Source organism: Polynucleobacter sp. (assembly GCF_030693775.1).
GTDB lineage: Bacteria > Pseudomonadota > Gammaproteobacteria > Burkholderiales > Burkholderiaceae > Polynucleobacter.
The window spans coordinates 457,208-472,521 of record NZ_JAUXZY010000004.1; the positions used below are offsets into that span (position 1 = coordinate 457,208).

The window sequence follows — 15,314 nt, forward strand, 5'->3', positions numbered from 1 at the left end:
GATGGCCCTCTGGTAATGGCAGAACAAAGTGGTCGGTGTAAAAAGCCTTCACTGAAGTAGCAGCTTAACGCGCGGCGATAATGGTATTTGCCAATGCGTGGCCACTCAGCCATGCGCCTTCGACTCGGCCGCCATGCAACCAATCGCCGCAATATCCAATGCCGCGTTCTAAATCGCAATGGAAGCGCGGCTGATACGCGGGGTCACTACTGGCATAGCGCCAACGGTGGATCGAATATTCTGCTGGAGCTTTGCCACCAATCGCAATAAACGCTGCAATCATTTGTGGGGCAATGGTCTGCGGGTCGGCGTCAATCTGGTCTTGGCTCCATTGCGATTGACCGTGAATCACCCATACTTCTTCGCCAGTGCGCTGGGGTTTTGCATTATTACGCGCTACCCAACTGAGAATACCCTCATTAATAAAGGCGGCTTCAAACGGCATAATGATCTCTTCATTAAAGCGCAGCATCATGGTCCAGCACCCTTCGGTTTTTGCCTGGCCATGCAAGGCGGCAATAGCAGGATCGATTGCTTGGCTGAGTGCAAGCGCTTGTGGTGCTGGTACCGCCAAAATCACCCAATCGGGTTTGTACTCCAGCAAGCCATGTTCCGCCGTATGCAATAGCCACTGCTGTTGCGCTCGATTGATTTGCGTGATGGTATGACTCTGATGGATGTCAAGGGGCTTTGCCAAATGCTGGGCGGGTGAGGTCATCCACGGTGTACCTACGTAGCGGGGATCGCTGGGTTTACTACTTTGCCAGGCTTGGTTTTCATAAACCCCAATTGGGGTATCCCATTGCGCAGCTATTCCCTGGCGAAGCCAAATTGCCAGTTGATTCTGAAAGGCGGGATCGCGCGCTGTAAAGTAGCGCGCACCATGGTCGCATTGCCAGCCGTCACCCTTGCGCGTACTCATGCGTCCAGCAAGGCCGCGACTCTTTTCAAATACCTTGACCTGCATTCCTGCCTTGGTTAAAGCGCTCGCACAGCTGAGTCCAGCTAGGCCGGCACCGATGATGGCGACCTGACTTTTTTCCTCTATCCTAGGTAGAATCAGTGCCATGGCGTATTTTTATGGGCGGAGTCTGAAATGAGTAATTTAGATAAGCGGTGTTGCGGTTCCGGCGTTTGCATTATCAACGAAGCAGGTGAGTGTTGGTGCGGCCAACGTTGGGATGGAACGAAGATGAGTTTTGTGCCGCTGAATAGCACTTCAGCAACCGAAGCAAACCGTGATGGCCAAGCGGCAACTCCCAATCAATCCAATAATCAGAGTAGCCCGAAGTCCTAGACTTGTAGCTTCGGTTCAGATGGGATGCAGGAGCGGCCGGCTTGCTGCTCCGCCTGCTTTAGCCAAGCTGGCTTTGCCCCTTTTACGTTGGCACCTAGCTCGCGAAATTGCTCTGGGGTTAGGTTCTTTTCTAAAGCGCTCGCAACGCAGCTGCAATACGGAATAAAGTCCGCATCACTCACCTTGTCACTTAGTCGCTGATGAATGGTGCGTTGTTGCTGAACGCACTGTTGCGTATAGCGTTCCTGCGGTTTCAAATTGCCTTGGGCCAGTACTGGGTTAGCGCCGAGTAAGCATGTGATTGCAATGCTGAGGCCCAGGGTTTTCAAGATCGAGTGCATTTAGTATCCAATACGAAAATGGCGGGAATAAACCAAATCGCGGTCGGCAAGCTGGCTACAAGCAATACTAGGGGAACTAGCGAATTCGTGCTGCTTGATAACGCAGGAAGGCTTTTCTACCAGCCAGGAGGGCGCTGAAGATCAATGCGAAGTTGGCAAAAAATGGTTTCATCAGGCTCTTTCTAGTTAAATTAGACGATTTTTAAGGGAAAACCCTTATTTCGACTATACGCCTTTAATTTCCTTTGTGCAGAGCACCATAAGACCATAATCCCAGTAGCCTTATTCTGGGCTTTGCAGCGCCTTTTGAATGTCCTTTGCGATGCTGGCTGGATCTTCTGCCGAGCCATAGCGGCGAACAACTTGGCCCTTCCGATCCACTAAAAACTTGGTGAAATTCCACTTGATTGCTTCTGTTCCCAAAATGCCTGGGGCAGCATGCTTGATAAATTTAAAGAGTGGGTGGGCATTGTCGCCATTGACATCGGTTTTGTTAAACAGCGGGAAAGTAGTCAGATAGCGCGTGCTACAAAATTGCTCGATTTCAGATGCGCTACCCGGTTCCTGCCCACCAAATTGATTGCACGGAAAAGCAAGTACTTCAAATCCGCGATCCTGAAACTGCGTATAGATGTTTTGCAGGCCAGCGTATTGGCTAGTGAAGCCACAGCGACTAGCAACATTGACGATCAGCAGGACTTTGCCGGCGTAGTCGTTCATCTGTTCGGTAGCGCCATTTAATCGTGTAAGGCTAATGTTCGGCAGCATGGGATTTTCCTTTATTGGAATTAAGTCCATAAATACGGCGGTAGGAGTGGGCAGCTACCCCGTTTTGCAGCGCCTTACGAACGGGTTTTGCGATCAGGTTGATAGCGGATTGAACGGCGTTTCGTTCGAAGGCGGAGGGCACTTTACGATCAATCAGAGGATATGCCCAGTCGGGCAAATTGAGGAAACCAGCTTTGCTGACGAGCCGAACAAATGGTCTTGAATGCAGGCTGCTGGGATATTCGTCCAGCAGTGTGACGATTGCACGCGCTCGTTCGCCGTAATGCAGCTCGGGTAGATAGGCGGCAATGGCTTGATCCGTTGCAAGTGCGGTGCTCGGCAAATCAATGGCGCCGAGCCTATTTCCGATACAGCGCATTTCGACAAAGTAGCGATCGATCTCTGCGCTTGCTAAATCGGGATTGCGGTAACGCAGGTATGCGCGCATAAAGCTACTGGTTTCGGTCAGGTGGACCCAGTTTAATAAATGCGGATCACTGGCGCTGTAGGGCTTTCCAAACTCATCGGTGCCTGTGATGTGCCCATGGATGCGATTGACCTTGTCGATCATCTGATTGGCCATGGCGGTCGGACCATAGGTGGTAGCGGCGATAAAAAAAGCAGTGCGACCAAGACGACCCTGCAAGTCGGTACGAAAACTCGAATGATCCCAGACCCCAGCAAGGGCACCGGGATGCAATGCCTGCAAGACTAGCGATGAAATACCGCCGATCATCATGGACATGAAATCAGCATGTACTTCCCATGGCATGGAGTCCGGACCCAGTAAACCAGGATCGCCGGCGGGAGTAAGGAAGGCGGTAGGTGGGCCGCTTCCACCAACGAGTTGACGCACCATTTGCTGAATAAAGAGATCTACCATCACGACCCTTGATCCAAGTTAACTGTAGAAGATCAATGGAGTGTTGAATTTAAATCAACGCCGTCCTCGAGTAGCTCATGAATTAAATCAAGGCGTAATCGCGGATTGTCTTGCATCAACAGGTGATTTTTTTGGGAGACTGAAAGCGGTAGTATCTCCGCCAAGCGATTGGAGACCCAGGCGCAATCTTCGAGGCGATAGGGTTCCTGAAAAGGCAGCTGACTCTCACTCAGGCCTTGCTTTTGGACTGAAGTAATGATTTCTGAAAGGAGGAGGGCGGTGTCACTCAATTCATCCGGAACCGCGATCTCTGGATCGGCGGCAACGCACTGGACTTCACCCATCCATAAGCCGTTTTTTTCGCGCTTAGATTGCAATAGCGAAAATCGCGCATGCCCTACAGAGCGGGTCATATAAAGAGCTGGCTGGATTGGATCAAACTCAATGATTTTGGCGAGGGTACCAAACTCAGACAAGAGGATGTCCGGCTTTGCTGGATCTTGTGTTTCTGCACCTTCTTCGATGCCAACAATCCCAAAGAATTCCTGATTTTTAAAGCATGACTTCATCATATCGAGGTAGCGCACCTCAAATATCTTGAGCGCAATCAGCCCCTCTGGAAATAAAACCGTTTGCAGCGGAAACAAGGGAATCCAAAAAGGTTTTGTGAGATCGGTCATAAGTGCAATGTACAGGATCTAATGCAAATCTGCAGTGGGCCAGCAGACCCCACTTAGGAAACGACCTTCGATAGAATCGCCTCGTGGCGCATGGCCCATGACGGAATGCCGGACTCTTGGTTGTTTAAAACCTGCGCTATAAAGTCAAGACTGAGCTCCTGGGTCGCTTCTTTCACTTGGTGATTTAAAACCGCGCCCCCGGTACGGGTGCGGTCCGTAAACATGCTGTGTGAGCCGCCCTCAAAAACAGCCAAGGCTTTGCGTTCACTCCCAATGGCTTCAAAAATAGCCAAGCGATCGGGATAGCCGCTAAAGTAGCCTGGAATTTGGATATTGTCTTCGGTGGCCGTAATGTGCAGGGTAGGCAAGCGGACCGGCTGCAAGATCGAGTCCACTGCATTTTGGCCATAAAACCGCGGCGCTGAAATCAGGATGGCAGCTTTAATGCGGGGATCGTTCAGATCAATTGGAACGGCATTGCGACTAACGCGCGCGCCAGACGCAAGCAGGGTGGTGTTCGCCCCATAGGAGTGCCCGGCAGCAATAATTTGATTTGGATTGATTGCCTGACCCAGAGAATCACTCAATATTTGTGTCAATGCAAAGCGTAAATCAAATACCCTAGCAAGCGCTTCTTGTTCTTGCGCTGCTTCTTGTAGTCGGGACACTAAATTAAACGGATTGCCAAACCAGATCGAGCGATCACTGCCAACGTGCTGCACATGTAAGCTGGCTAGACCATGGCTTGCCCAGTAACTTCCTAGGTAGCTATAGCCCAAGCGCGATCCACCAATGCCGTGGGAAAAAATAATAAGCGGTACAGGAGCTGCAGAGGATGATGCAATGGGCTGGTAAAGCCGAATGGGCACAGGGCGCTGACGGGCATCATCAAACCAATCGAGATCGTGAGTCTGAAATGTAGACGCCGAGGCCAATCCCTGCAGTGGAAAAAGAGCAAGCGAGGGCGCGGCTACTGCCAGTCCGGCAGCAGGAAGCCGTTTTAGAAATTGCCTTCTAGAAAAATGAACCATGGTGCATTCTATTTTGCTTTTGCAAATCAAGCAGCAGGGCTTCTAACTCAGGAAACTTCGGCCCTATTACTTATTACGTCGACGCTGTGCCAAGAATTGCACCAAACGAAAATGACCATAACCCAAAACGAGTGCAAATACGGCGATTGAGTATTTAATCTCAATTCCAGTCAGGGAGTGCGTAATGGTAGAAAACAGAGCAGACCACAGCATGATGCTGAGGTAAGAAACCACAATCAGGGGCTCTTTAATGCGCGTGCCATCAAATGCTTTGGTGTACGCAACTGCGATGGGTGCGAGAGAGAGGAGTAGGTAGAGGAATATCTTCATGAATAAGGGTAATGGTATTGCATTTGATCGCTTGAATTCGCTGATTACTTATTGCTATCCAAAATCCATTCAGCAAGCTTTTTGGCATCTACCTCGCTTATCTTGGTATTGGCGGGCATCACCACTACACCCCATGCACCGCCACCGCCAAGCCGGATTTTAGTTGCCAGTGTATCGACCATTTGCGCCCGTGGCTGGCTTTGATAGCGCGCAGCAATTGCCTTATAAGATGGACCGACTACTTTGCGATCCATGGCATGGCAACCCATACAGGTATTCTGTTTGGCTAAATCAGGCGATGCATGCGCAGGGATAAACGGGATAGCAAGTAAACCAAATGCTAAACCAGTACTAATGACAGTATTCAATTTGAATGGAATCATAATCAGCACTTTACAGGGTTTTGGCAAGGCAATAACCCCATGTATCAACCCATTATTGGTTGAACTTAGTCTGAAAATGTGACAACGTGATCCGCACCCAAGCGAATCCCAATTTTCTCGCCAATGTGGTGGTCGTGGTGGCTTGGGACGTACGCAAATACCTCTTGGCCTGATGCGAGCTTTAAGGTGTATAAAAAATCAGCACCCCGAAAGGTTTTACGAATTACTTCCGCTAGTAATGGACTTGCATCATCGTGCTGAATATCATCGGCACGCAAGAGCACATCCACTATTCTGCCAATCGGATCGTGGTGATCATTGTCTAATTTGAGTTTGCCGAGTTCAATTTCAACCATGGCATTGTCTTGAATTGCGCCCTTTACAAATACCCCGCGGCCAATAAAGTCGGCTACATAGCGATTGATCGGTTGGTGATACAAATCATAGGGTGTATCCCATTGCACAATATTGCCGTCATTCATGACGCCGATGTGATCAGCAATCGCGAATGCCTCGAATTGATCATGCGTTACTAAAAGTGCCGTTACTCCATTGCTTTTTAAGATCTCACGCATTTCGGAAGCAAGGCGCTCGCGCAAATCGACATCAAGACTGGAGAAGGGTTCGTCCAGCAGAATTAAATCGGGCTCGGGTGCCATTGCCCTTGCCAATGCAACCCGTTGCTGTTGGCCGCCGCTAAGTTCATGTGGATAGGCTTGGCTCTTATTGGCTAGCGAAACCTTCCCGAGCCAATCCATGGCAACCGCGTGACGCTGATTTGCGGGAAGGGCGCCAAGACCAAACATCACATTCTCAATTACCGACAAATGGGGAAACAGGGCGAAATCCTGAAATACCATCCCCACTCGGCGCTGGCTGGGGGCTAGATTCACTGTGGGGGAGCTAACCACCTTGTCGTGCAACTTAATTTGACCGTGTTGTAAGGGCTCAAAGCCACAAATAGCCCTTAAAACGGTTGACTTACCGCAGCCCGATGGCCCTAGCAGGCAGGCAATGCCGCCTGGCTCAAGCTGAAGATTAAGATCATGCACGATGCGCATCAAGCCCTTGCCATCCGGTTTGGGATAGGCAATTTCAACTTCCTCAAGCGAAAGTAGGGGTTGAACTGGATTCATCCCTATAATTTTCGCATTAACCGGTTAAATTCACCGGATTCACTGTTTTAGCCCTTACGATCGCCCCCGAAATGAGCCGAATTGTTGTTCTGATCGCACTATTGCTCTCCTTGCCATTGCTTGGCTTGGGCGTTCCTTTTTTGTTTCCAGAGAGTATTCCGGGCGCTGCCAGCATCGGGGGTCAAGGAACCTTGGCGCACCTATGGGAATTTGTGCTCGGCGACTATTTGATATCCACGGTTATTTTGCTAGTGGGTGTAGCGCTTGGCGTCTTTGTTTTAGGGGTAGGTAATGCATGGTTAGTAGCCAATTACCAGTTCCCGGGTAAGCGTATTTTTGAGTGGGCATTAATTTTGCCCCTCGCAGTGCCCACCTATGTCATGGCCTACTTATTTGTCGATATGCTGGATTTTTCTGGCCCAGTACAAACTGGACTGCGGCAAGTATTTGGGCTGGAGCGTTTGTGGTTTTTCCCGGACCCCAGATCCTTAGGTGGTGCCATTTGGACTTTTTCATTTTGCCTTTTCCCTTATGTCTACTTGATCGCACGCACTGCGTTTTTGGATCGCAGTGGACGCCTTTCTGAGGTCGCTGAAACCCTGGGCTACAGCGGCTTTCAGGCCTTTTACAAACTGGTTCTCCCGATGGCTCGCCCCGCTATTTTTGCGGGCATGGCGCTGGCTTTAATGGAGGTCTTGGCTGATTACGGCGCCGTATCGTATTTCGGCATACAAACATTCGCTACCGGAATTTTTCGTGCTTGGCTATCTTTTGGTGATCGATTGGCTGCGGTGCAGCTCTCACTGGGCTTATTGGCTTTCGTATTCCTTATTTTTTACATTGAACAGCATAATCGGGCGCGGCTTCGTTACGCCACATCAGGCAGTGTGCCGCGTGCAACGATGGCAAAAAAACTAAGCGGCAAAAACGCCTTATTTGCTTTTACGGTTTGTGGTCTTACCGTTTTATGTTCTTTTGTATTGCCCGTATTGGGCTTGCTGCAGTTGCAGTGGGAGCAGGGCATTACGATCGATGCGCGTTACACCACCTGGCTTGGCAACTCCATCTGGTTAGCGAGCGTGACCGCGCTTATTTCAGTTGTTTGCGCACTTTTTCTAGCTTACTTTGCTAGAGCTTCTAAGAGCGCCATGATGCGCACCGTCAATCGCCTGTTAGGCCTGGGCTACGCCTTACCTGGTGCAGTATTGGCCGTCGGTATTCTTTCTTTGCTTGGTCTAATTGACTCGGCATGGATTATGTCGGCAACAGTATGGGTATTAATTTATGCCTACCTGATTCGCTTTTTATCTTCTAGCTTACAAAGTGTCGAGACGGGGCTATCGCGTATTACACCCGCGATGGATGGAACAGCTGCTTTATTAGGGGCGTCGCAATGGCAAACCATGACGCAAATTCATTTGCCTTTGCTTAAGCGCAGTTTGTTGACCGCCGGTCTATTTGTTTTTGTCGACGTGATGAAAGAATTGCCGGCGACCTTACTATTGCGACCATTTAACTTTGATACTTTAGCGGTGGCCACCTACCAATTGGCGGCAGATGAGCGTTTATCAGAGCTCGCTTTGCCGTCCCTTACGATTGTGTTAGCAGGCCTGATTCCAGTGATTGTGTTGTCGCAGGCTATGTCGAAGACTAGGGCTTATTAGTTACAAAATGGCTTTATTTCATCCATACCAAGGTTGAAACAATGATGAAGTGGCTTTATATTCAAATTGATATATTGATATAGCTTTTTATTCGTTTTAGCTATGAAAAAACTCCATAACAATGGAGCTCATGTATAGATATGACCAAAACGATCAAGCACTTATCCAAGAGCGGGTAGCGCAATTTAGAAATCAGGTCGCCCGCCGTGTGCAGGGCACACTGCTTGAGGACGAGTTTAAGCCCCTGCGTTTACAAAACGGCTTATATCTTCAGCGCCACGCCTATATGCTGCGTGTTGCCATTCCCTACGGGATGTTGAGTTCCGATCAATTGCGCACCTTAGCTGACATTGCACTTCGTTATGACCGTGGTTACGGGCACTTTACTACTCGCCAGAATATTCAATTTAACTGGGTTGAGTTAGAGCAGGTACCAGATATTTTGGCTGAGCTGGCGAAAGTAGAGATGCATGCAATACAAACCTCAGGTAATTGCATACGTAATATCACAAGCGATCCTTTTGCTGGAGTGGCAAGTGATGAGGTAGTGGATACAAGGCCAATTTGCGAATTACTGCGGCAGTGGTCAACACTGCATCCTGAATTCGCGTATCTACCCCGTAAATTTAAGATTGCTGTCAATGGAGCAAAGCAGGATAGAACAGTATTGTTGTGTCATGACGTCGGAATCGAGCTTAAGAAAAATATAGACAATCAGTTGGTTGCCAATCTGTATGTGGGCGGCGGTATGGGTAGAACGCCAATTCTTGCGGAATTAATAAGAACCGAATTAGATTGGAAAAATCTTCCATCCTATTTAACGGCCTTAGTGCGGGTATATAACCTTCACGGTCGACGTGACAATATCTATAAAGCGCGCATTAAGATATTGGTTAAATCGTTGGGTATAAATGAATTTGCTCGGCAGGTCGAGGAAGAGTGGAATGAGATTAAGGATACACAACCTGACTTTACTCAAGCAGATTGGGATAATGTCGCGAGGCATTTCTCTAAGCCGGCATATATAAATGCTCCAGTAGTCACCCATCAAGACTTAATTTCCTCCGTAACACCACAGGAGCAGCTAGCTATTGGGCGCTGGTTACAGCGGAATGTGCGCGCTCATCAAGTGCCGGGCTACTCTAGCGTCACTTTGTCGCTGAAACCCCACGGAGTAAATGCACCTGGAGACGTGACGGTTGCTCAAATGCAGGCAATCGCAGATGTGGCAGATCATTTTAGTTTTGGCGAACTCAGAGTTACCCATGAACAAAACCTGGTTCTGGCTGACATAGAAACTGTGCGACTAGTCGATCTTTGGAGGCGTTTAAAAAAATTGGGGTTGGCCTTAAGTAATATTGGACTACTCACGGATATTATCGCTTGCCCCGGAGGAGATTTTTGTTCGCTGGCAAATGCCAAGTCCTTACCGATTACCAAGGCTATTCAAGAGCGCTTTGATGATATTGATTATTTGCATGACCTTGGGGATATCTCTATCAATATCTCGGGATGCATCAATTCCTGCGGGCATCACCATGTTGGCAATATTGGAATATTGGGCGTCGATAAAGATGGAGAGGAATGGTTTCAGGTGAGTTTGGGCGGCACTCAAGGAAATGAGACTGCCATTGGAAAAATAATCGGCCGTGCCTTTTTGGCAGAAGAGATTCCGGAAGTAATAGAGCGACTGCTCAGGGTTTATGTGGAAAAACGCCATGAGGGAGAGCTTTTTTCTCAAACTTATTTACGCCTAGGTCTTGAGCCTTTTAAAGAGGCTGCCTATGCACACAATGCATTTTCGGCGAGGGTTACATGAGTAAGTTAATTCATTACCCCCTTGGCGAGGCTCCACAGATTCTTGAATCTGATTGGCTGCTATGGCAACCAAAAGACACCGCTGCACCAGTTCCATCTGGCAGACAGATCATCCCTTTTAAGTATTGGGTTCACCACAGTCAGGATTCTGAGCTATTAAATCGGGCGCTTGCGGGGGAAATTGGTGTATGGTTTTCTGAAGATGATGATGTTCTGCAGTCTAGCCAACTAATTCATGCAGGAAAAAAATTTTGGCCTTTAGTGGCTATCAATTTTTCGATATTCCGAGATGGACGCGGTTATAGCACCGCTGCTCTATTGCGAGATCGCTTAGCCTGGAATGGACCAATTTGGGCAACTGGAGATGTATTAATCGATCAGCTCAACCAGCTCGCTCGAGTCGGCTTCGACCATTTTGTATTGCGAGCGGACCAAGACAGTAATTTAGCTCTAACTCAATTTAGCCAATATAGCGTTTTTATGCAGAATAGTTGGCGAAGCCCGCGTACGAAAAGTGAGCTCGAGAAGGTTTTAAGCTGATGAGCTCATTGGGGAAGGTATTTCTGGTGGGTGCGGGCCCAGGTGCGGCTGATCTTATTACAGTGCGCGGAGCGGCGCTATTAGCAGCAGCCGATATTGTGCTGCACGATGCGTTGATTGAGCCAGAGATGTTGGCTTTGTGCACAAAAGCCAAGTTAATCCCGGTGGGTAAGCGCTGTGGGAAGCTATCTACGGCACAACGCTTCATTAATAAGATGCTCGTGGATGCGGCACAAAAGTACGCTACGGTAGTGCGCCTTAAAGGTGGCGATCCAATGCTGTTCGGAAGGGCAGATGAGGAATTATCAGCATTGGATGAGGCGGGGATTGCATACGAAATAGTACCAGGCATTACTTCTGCACTTGCGGGCGCTGCTAGTTTAGGGAGATCCTTAACCTTAAGAGGTGTGTCTCGTAGCATTGCGTTTATTACTCATGCCAAGGCTGTAAGCGAGGCCAATCAACCAAAAAAGCTATTTGAAAATCCATCGGCAGATACTTTGATTTATTACATGGGTAGATGCCATGCCAGTGCTATTGCAAAGCAATTACTGGAGCAAGGCAGGGCAGCATCAACGCCAGTGCATATACTCGAAGCCATCAGCACTAAACGTGAACGTAAATGGTCGATGTCTTTATTCGACTTGGCAAGTCTTAATATTGATCATGAACCAGATGAGTCAACCTGGCAGCAAAGCGACGAGCCATTGCTAATACTGATCGGCGAGGCCTTGGCTGAGCGTGCTAGCGCTAAATTGAATAACGGCTTGCAAGACAGCTTTACTCTCACCAACAGCAGGAGAAGAGCTTAAATGCAGATCGGGGAATTGCGCTTTAGCATCCTGCAAAAGCCGAGGAAAATCTTCGCGCAAATGCCCACCTTGACCAAAAAATACAGGAACAATTTGAATGTTCTTGGCTCCTTGATCGCGTAATAAACCAACTGCCATGACTAAGCTAGGCTGCATCAATTCCAAAAACGCTAATTCAACTGGAATATCTGGGAATTGCTCTTGCCACATGCGCTTCAGGCAATCAAACGGTTCGCGCCAGCGTATATCACGTGCTCCATGTCCAAAAAGAATGAGTGCTTTCATTATTTCAATTGTATAGAAAGAGTCGGCAATGCATTTTTATCCTCAAGCTTTATACATTCATTATCCACAAGAAAAAGTGGAGGGTAAGTTATATGAATATCGTTGCCAGTTTTGCAAAAAGTCGACTACAGAAGTGAATGGCAAGCTAGAAAATCATGATGTCAACTGCCAGTATCGTAAGCAGCACACGTATCTTGAGATTGAGGATTAGGTGATGTCTAAAATAGTAACAAAAGAGAGATTATTGGGAATCAATTCCTCGAGCAAATTGCTACGACTCTAAAAATAATGGCTACCTACAATACCGAAACCGTTCTCTCGATTCACCACTGGAACGATACCCTGTTTAGCTTCACGACTACCCGCCATCAAGGCCTGCGCTTTCGCAATGGTCACTTCTTAATGATTGGCCTAGAAGTCGATGGTAGGCCGTTGGCTAGAGCCTATAGCGTGGCTAGCCCCAACTATGCTGAGCACCTCGAGTTTTTAAGCATTAAGGTGCCCGATGGCCCCTTAACCTCGCGTTTGCAGCACATCAAAGTGGGCGATCCCATTTTGGTCAGCGAAAAGTCAGTCGGCACCCTGGTGATTGATGACCTCAATCCCGGCAAACACCTCTACCTCTTTAGTACCGGTACTGGCTTAGCTCCCTTTATGAGCATTATTCGGGATCCCGATACCTATGAGCGCTTTGAGAAGGTGATCCTCATCCATGGGGTACGCCTCGTTAGCGAGCTCGCCTATGGTGAATACATCAAAAACGAATTGACCCAAGATGAATACATTGGCGAGCTCGTACAGAAGCAGTTGATTTATTACCCCACGGTGACCCGGGAGGCATTTAAGCAAACGGGACGTCTGACCACGGCAATTGAGTCGGGTCAACTCTTCAAAGACATTGGATTACCGCCTTTAGACCCCAAAACGGATCGCGGCATGATTTGCGGTAGCCCCGCCATGCTTAAAGAAACCTGCGCCATGTTAGATGCCAGAGGCTTTGTGGTCTCTCCTAGCCTCGGGCAACTCGGGGATTATGTCTTTGAGCGGGCGTTTGTTGAGAAGTAGGTCGGGAGCGGGTGAGTTACGGAAGTTGAGCAGTAAAGCCCAGCTGATTTTGTTGAAATGCAAACGAATGCTTCTATTCATGCTGGCAAGGGAAGGGTGGAATTAGCCCCGACCAACATACGGCATATTAGTGGCCATAATCGTCATGAATTGAATATTGCTTTCCAGTGGAAGCTGAGCCATGTGTAATACGGCCTGCCCAACATGATCAACATCCATGCGTGGCTCGACTTTAATTGAGCCGTCGGCTTGCATAATTCCAGCAGCCATTCGTTCAGTCATCTCAGTAGCAGCGTTGCCAATATCGATCTGGCCGCAGGCGATATTAAATGGGCGACCGTCTAATGAGATTGACTTTGTTAAGCCGGTAATGGCATGCTTTGTTGCAGTGTAAGGCGCCGTCATCGGGCGCGGTGCATGCGCCGAAATCGATCCATTATTGATGATGCGACCACCTTGAGGAGTCTGCGCTTTCATCATACGGATCGCCTCTTGTGAGCATAAAAAAGTGCCGCATAAATTACTGTTGACGGCATTCATCCATTGCTCGTAGCTGAGCTCTTCCATCGGAATAGCTGGGGCACCTGTGCCAGCATTATTAAAGAGAACATCAATTCGTCCCCATTTGGCTTTCAGGGTGCTAAAGAGATTTTTAACATCCTCTGGTTTGCCTACGTCACATGCAACAGCAAGGCAATTACTATCATTGCCACCGATTAACTGGATGGCATTCTGCAGAGCATCAAGCCTGCGTCCGGTGAGGACAACACAGTAGCCACCGCCGAGCAGGGCCTTAGCAGCGGCTCGGCCAATACCGCTACCGGCACCGGTTACGAGGGCTACGCGCAAGGAGGATATATTCATGGACTACTTTCTGATTGGATGGGTTCTTATATTGCTATCTTAGCGTGAAAATAGCAGATGCCCTCAGAGGCAGGGCATAATCCAAAAAACGCCCACGATCATGAACCGCATTCAAGGACTCCGCTACAACCCATATGCCTTATTGGCAATATTGGTGCTACTCATCGTATTTGTATTTGGCCTATTGTGGACGCTCATTCCGGCCCCGCCCAAGTCGATTGTGATTGCTACTGGATTTCAGGATGGCCTGTATTACCGCTTCGGCGAACGGATGCAATCCTCTTTGAAAAAAGAAGGGGTTGAACTTCAGGTTTTGAAGACGGGGGGCACGCAAGACAATCTGGCTTTATTGGCAGATCCCAAATCGGGCGTAGATCTAGCAATGATTCAGGGCGGCGTTGCGGATGTGTCGCAATATCCGCATTTCGTATCGATCGCCGGGATGTTTTATGAGCCGGTATGGGTTTTTTATCGCGAGTCTAGTTTTAAGGGGGTTCCAGATGGACTGACCCTCCTTACCCAGCTAAAGGGGAAGCGAGTCTCGATTGGCAATGCAGGAAGCGGTACTAATTCGATAGCAAAACTCCTGCTCGATACCAGCGGAATCAAGCCAACGGATCTTGAAATACAGACCCTGACTCCGCAGGAAGGAGCTGCAAAATTAGCCGCTGGAAATCTGGATGCCGTTTTTGTGGTGGCTGCAGCCGAAGCGCCGCTGCTCAAAAGCTTTATCAACTTGCCCGGTGTGCAGCTGATGAATTTTGTGCAGGCGGACGCCTATACTCGCGCTCTCCCATTTTTAACCAAAGTGGATTTAGCTCGCGGTCTACTGAGTATCGAAAATGATTTTCCTAGGCTCAACCGGCAGATGATTGCAGCAACTGCAACCTTGGTCAGTCGTGAGACGATCAGTCCAGCCATCGTCAGTCTACTCCTAGAAAATGCGCAAGCTATTTTGAAATCCTATTCGCGCTTACAAAAGCAGGGTGAATTTCCATCGATCAATGGCCTTGATTTTCCATTGCAAATGGATTCGGAGATTTATTTAAAAGACGGCCCCTCTTTTTTGCATCGCCATTTGCCATTTTGGACTGCCGTTTGGGTTGGTCGCTTTGCGCGGGTTGTCATTCCTATTTTGGCTATTTTGATTCCTTTAATAGCCTACATTCCGGCATTGCGTGATTTAAGTCTGCGCATTCGTTTATCCCGTATTTACGCTGAGCTCAAAGTATTAGAGCGCACTGCTGCAGACCCCGCTGCGCGCGAAGCGAGTCGTCAGGCCTTGGCGGACATACAAATGCGCGTGAATGCCATGAAGGTATCTTCCCTTGAGTCTAAAGAGCTCTATGACTTAAAGGGGCACGTCAATATGGTGCGAGAACGTCTAAAACTCGATTCGTGACAGTAAGTGCGTCGA

At 48.6% G+C, this 15,314-nt stretch carries 18 protein-coding genes; 7 read left to right on the plus strand and 11 right to left on the minus strand.

The features are described from left to right. Nucleotides 1-64 precede the first annotated feature (64 nt). A complete protein-coding gene (locus Q8M75_RS05055) occupies nucleotides 65-1,069 on the minus strand; it encodes an NAD(P)/FAD-dependent oxidoreductase (protein ID WP_305486935.1) in 1,005 nt (334 codons plus the stop codon). Nucleotides 1,070-1,096: 27 nt separating this feature from the next. Here Q8M75_RS05055 and Q8M75_RS05060 point away from each other — a divergent pair, with 27 nt between their 5' ends. After that, nucleotides 1,097-1,297: a hypothetical protein gene (locus tag Q8M75_RS05060; protein ID WP_305486937.1), complete on the plus strand. Its 201-nt coding sequence runs from the start codon at nucleotides 1,097-1,099 to the stop codon at nucleotides 1,295-1,297. Here the strand turns inward: Q8M75_RS05060 and Q8M75_RS05065 are convergent. The 8 genes from Q8M75_RS05065 to Q8M75_RS05100 all read right to left on the minus strand — a co-directional run bounded on the left by Q8M75_RS05065 (nucleotide 1,294) and on the right by Q8M75_RS05100 (nucleotide 6,849). Further along, on the minus strand, nucleotides 1,294-1,638 hold the full coding sequence (locus Q8M75_RS05065) for a hypothetical protein (protein ID WP_305486939.1): 345 nt from the start codon (nucleotides 1,636-1,638) through the stop codon (nucleotides 1,294-1,296). The genes Q8M75_RS05060 and Q8M75_RS05065 overlap by 4 nt on opposite strands. A 282-nt stretch (nucleotides 1,639-1,920) precedes the next feature. Next, nucleotides 1,921-2,406 (minus strand): glutathione peroxidase, encoded by a 486-nt coding sequence (locus Q8M75_RS05070; protein WP_305486941.1) that lies wholly within the window; start codon nucleotides 2,404-2,406, stop codon nucleotides 1,921-1,923. Then, the gene (locus Q8M75_RS05075) at nucleotides 2,390-3,289 is read right to left on the minus strand and encodes an oxygenase MpaB family protein (protein WP_305486942.1); all 900 of its coding nucleotides are present in this window, start codon (nucleotides 3,287-3,289) and stop codon (nucleotides 2,390-2,392) included. The genes Q8M75_RS05070 and Q8M75_RS05075 overlap by 17 nt, the downstream gene beginning before the upstream one ends. Nucleotides 3,290-3,321: 32 nt before the next feature. After that, nucleotides 3,322-3,969, minus strand: a complete 648-nt coding sequence (locus Q8M75_RS05080; protein WP_305486944.1) for an LON peptidase substrate-binding domain-containing protein — start codon at nucleotides 3,967-3,969, stop codon at nucleotides 3,322-3,324. 53 nt (nucleotides 3,970-4,022) lie between these two features. Then, nucleotides 4,023-5,000, minus strand: coding sequence for a twin-arginine translocation signal domain-containing protein (locus tag Q8M75_RS05085; RefSeq protein WP_305486947.1), 978 nt, complete (start codon nucleotides 4,998-5,000; stop codon nucleotides 4,023-4,025). Nucleotides 5,001-5,066: 66 nt separating this feature from the next. Beyond that, a complete protein-coding gene (locus Q8M75_RS05090) occupies nucleotides 5,067-5,330 on the minus strand; it encodes a hypothetical protein (protein WP_305486949.1) in 264 nt (87 codons plus the stop codon). Nucleotides 5,331-5,374: 44 nt separating this feature from the next. Beyond that, on the minus strand, nucleotides 5,375-5,713 hold the full coding sequence (locus tag Q8M75_RS05095) for a c-type cytochrome (protein WP_305486950.1): 339 nt from the start codon (nucleotides 5,711-5,713) through the stop codon (nucleotides 5,375-5,377). Between the two features lie 65 nt (nucleotides 5,714-5,778). Next, nucleotides 5,779-6,849: an ABC transporter ATP-binding protein gene (locus Q8M75_RS05100; protein WP_371131749.1), complete on the minus strand. Its 1,071-nt coding sequence runs from the start codon at nucleotides 6,847-6,849 to the stop codon at nucleotides 5,779-5,781. A 71-nt stretch (nucleotides 6,850-6,920) separates the two neighbouring features. Here Q8M75_RS05100 and Q8M75_RS05105 point away from each other — a divergent pair, with 71 nt between their 5' ends. From Q8M75_RS05105 to cobA, 4 genes are all read left to right on the plus strand, one after another. Beyond that, nucleotides 6,921-8,513, plus strand: coding sequence for an iron ABC transporter permease (locus Q8M75_RS05105; RefSeq protein WP_305486952.1), 1,593 nt, complete (start codon nucleotides 6,921-6,923; stop codon nucleotides 8,511-8,513). A 130-nt stretch (nucleotides 8,514-8,643) separates the two neighbouring features. Continuing rightward, nucleotides 8,644-10,332 carry a nitrite/sulfite reductase gene (locus Q8M75_RS05110; RefSeq protein WP_305488188.1) on the plus strand — a complete coding sequence of 563 codons (1,689 nt, stop codon included), beginning with the start codon at nucleotides 8,644-8,646 and terminating at the stop codon, nucleotides 10,330-10,332. Continuing rightward, nucleotides 10,329-10,871: a DUF934 domain-containing protein gene (locus Q8M75_RS05115; protein ID WP_305486953.1), complete on the plus strand. Its 543-nt coding sequence runs from the start codon at nucleotides 10,329-10,331 to the stop codon at nucleotides 10,869-10,871. Before Q8M75_RS05110 ends, Q8M75_RS05115 begins: the two co-directional genes overlap by 4 nt. An 8-nt stretch (nucleotides 10,872-10,879) precedes the next feature. Then, complete coding sequence (gene cobA, locus Q8M75_RS05120; RefSeq protein ID WP_305488190.1) at nucleotides 10,880-11,683, plus strand: uroporphyrinogen-III C-methyltransferase; 804 nt, start codon at nucleotides 10,880-10,882, stop codon at nucleotides 11,681-11,683. On the opposite strand, the gene Q8M75_RS05125 is transcribed toward cobA, so the two are convergent. Then, complete coding sequence (locus Q8M75_RS05125) at nucleotides 11,582-11,968, minus strand: sirohydrochlorin chelatase (protein WP_305486955.1); 387 nt, start codon at nucleotides 11,966-11,968, stop codon at nucleotides 11,582-11,584. The genes cobA and Q8M75_RS05125 overlap by 102 nt on opposite strands. 288 nt (nucleotides 11,969-12,256) lie before the next feature. On the opposite strand from Q8M75_RS05125, the gene Q8M75_RS05130 reads away from it, so the two are divergent. Next, nucleotides 12,257-13,033: a ferredoxin--NADP reductase gene (locus Q8M75_RS05130; protein WP_305486957.1), complete on the plus strand. Its 777-nt coding sequence runs from the start codon at nucleotides 12,257-12,259 to the stop codon at nucleotides 13,031-13,033. Nucleotides 13,034-13,135: 102 nt separating this feature from the next. Here Q8M75_RS05130 and Q8M75_RS05135 read toward each other — a convergent pair whose 3' ends face one another. Then, on the minus strand, nucleotides 13,136-13,897 hold the full coding sequence (locus Q8M75_RS05135) for an SDR family oxidoreductase (protein ID WP_305486959.1): 762 nt from the start codon (nucleotides 13,895-13,897) through the stop codon (nucleotides 13,136-13,138). Between the two features lie 100 nt (nucleotides 13,898-13,997). On the opposite strand from Q8M75_RS05135, the gene Q8M75_RS05140 reads away from it, so the two are divergent. Next, the gene (locus Q8M75_RS05140) at nucleotides 13,998-15,299 is read left to right on the plus strand and encodes a TAXI family TRAP transporter solute-binding subunit (protein ID WP_305486960.1); all 1,302 of its coding nucleotides are present in this window, start codon (nucleotides 13,998-14,000) and stop codon (nucleotides 15,297-15,299) included. Nucleotides 15,300-15,314: the final 15 nt, after the last annotated feature.

What these genes read in the sequence shown, in the direction of transcription:
- Q8M75_RS05055 (WP_305486935.1), bottom strand. Translation starts at nt 1,069, where the DNA reads ATGGCACTGATTCTACCTAGGATAGAGGAAAAAAGTCAGGTCGCCATC.
- Q8M75_RS05135 (WP_305486959.1), bottom strand. Translation starts at nt 13,897, where the DNA reads ATGAATATATCCTCCTTGCGCGTAGCCCTCGTAACCGGTGCCGGTAGC.
- Q8M75_RS05060 (WP_305486937.1), top strand. Translation starts at nt 1,097, where the DNA reads ATGAGTAATTTAGATAAGCGGTGTTGCGGTTCCGGCGTTTGCATTATC.
- Q8M75_RS05115 (WP_305486953.1), top strand. Translation starts at nt 10,329, where the DNA reads ATGAGTAAGTTAATTCATTACCCCCTTGGCGAGGCTCCACAGATTCTT.
- Q8M75_RS05100 (WP_371131749.1), bottom strand. Translation starts at nt 6,849, where the DNA reads ATGAATCCAGTTCAACCCCTACTTTCGCTTGAGGAAGTTGAAATTGCC.
- Q8M75_RS05140 (WP_305486960.1), top strand. Translation starts at nt 13,998, where the DNA reads ATGAACCGCATTCAAGGACTCCGCTACAACCCATATGCCTTATTGGCA.
- Q8M75_RS05065 (WP_305486939.1), bottom strand. Translation starts at nt 1,638, where the DNA reads ATGCACTCGATCTTGAAAACCCTGGGCCTCAGCATTGCAATCACATGC.
- Q8M75_RS05130 (WP_305486957.1), top strand. Translation starts at nt 12,257, where the DNA reads ATGGCTACCTACAATACCGAAACCGTTCTCTCGATTCACCACTGGAAC.
- Q8M75_RS05095 (WP_305486950.1), bottom strand. Translation starts at nt 5,713, where the DNA reads ATGATTCCATTCAAATTGAATACTGTCATTAGTACTGGTTTAGCATTT.
- Q8M75_RS05075 (WP_305486942.1), bottom strand. Translation starts at nt 3,289, where the DNA reads ATGGTAGATCTCTTTATTCAGCAAATGGTGCGTCAACTCGTTGGTGGA.
- Q8M75_RS05110 (WP_305488188.1), top strand. Translation starts at nt 8,644, where the DNA reads ATGTATAGATATGACCAAAACGATCAAGCACTTATCCAAGAGCGGGTA.
- Q8M75_RS05080 (WP_305486944.1), bottom strand. Translation starts at nt 3,969, where the DNA reads ATGACCGATCTCACAAAACCTTTTTGGATTCCCTTGTTTCCGCTGCAA.
- Q8M75_RS05070 (WP_305486941.1), bottom strand. Translation starts at nt 2,406, where the DNA reads ATGCTGCCGAACATTAGCCTTACACGATTAAATGGCGCTACCGAACAG.
- Q8M75_RS05085 (WP_305486947.1), bottom strand. Translation starts at nt 5,000, where the DNA reads ATGGTTCATTTTTCTAGAAGGCAATTTCTAAAACGGCTTCCTGCTGCC.
- Q8M75_RS05125 (WP_305486955.1), bottom strand. Translation starts at nt 11,968, where the DNA reads ATGAAAGCACTCATTCTTTTTGGACATGGAGCACGTGATATACGCTGG.
- Q8M75_RS05090 (WP_305486949.1), bottom strand. Translation starts at nt 5,330, where the DNA reads ATGAAGATATTCCTCTACCTACTCCTCTCTCTCGCACCCATCGCAGTT.
- Q8M75_RS05105 (WP_305486952.1), top strand. Translation starts at nt 6,921, where the DNA reads ATGAGCCGAATTGTTGTTCTGATCGCACTATTGCTCTCCTTGCCATTG.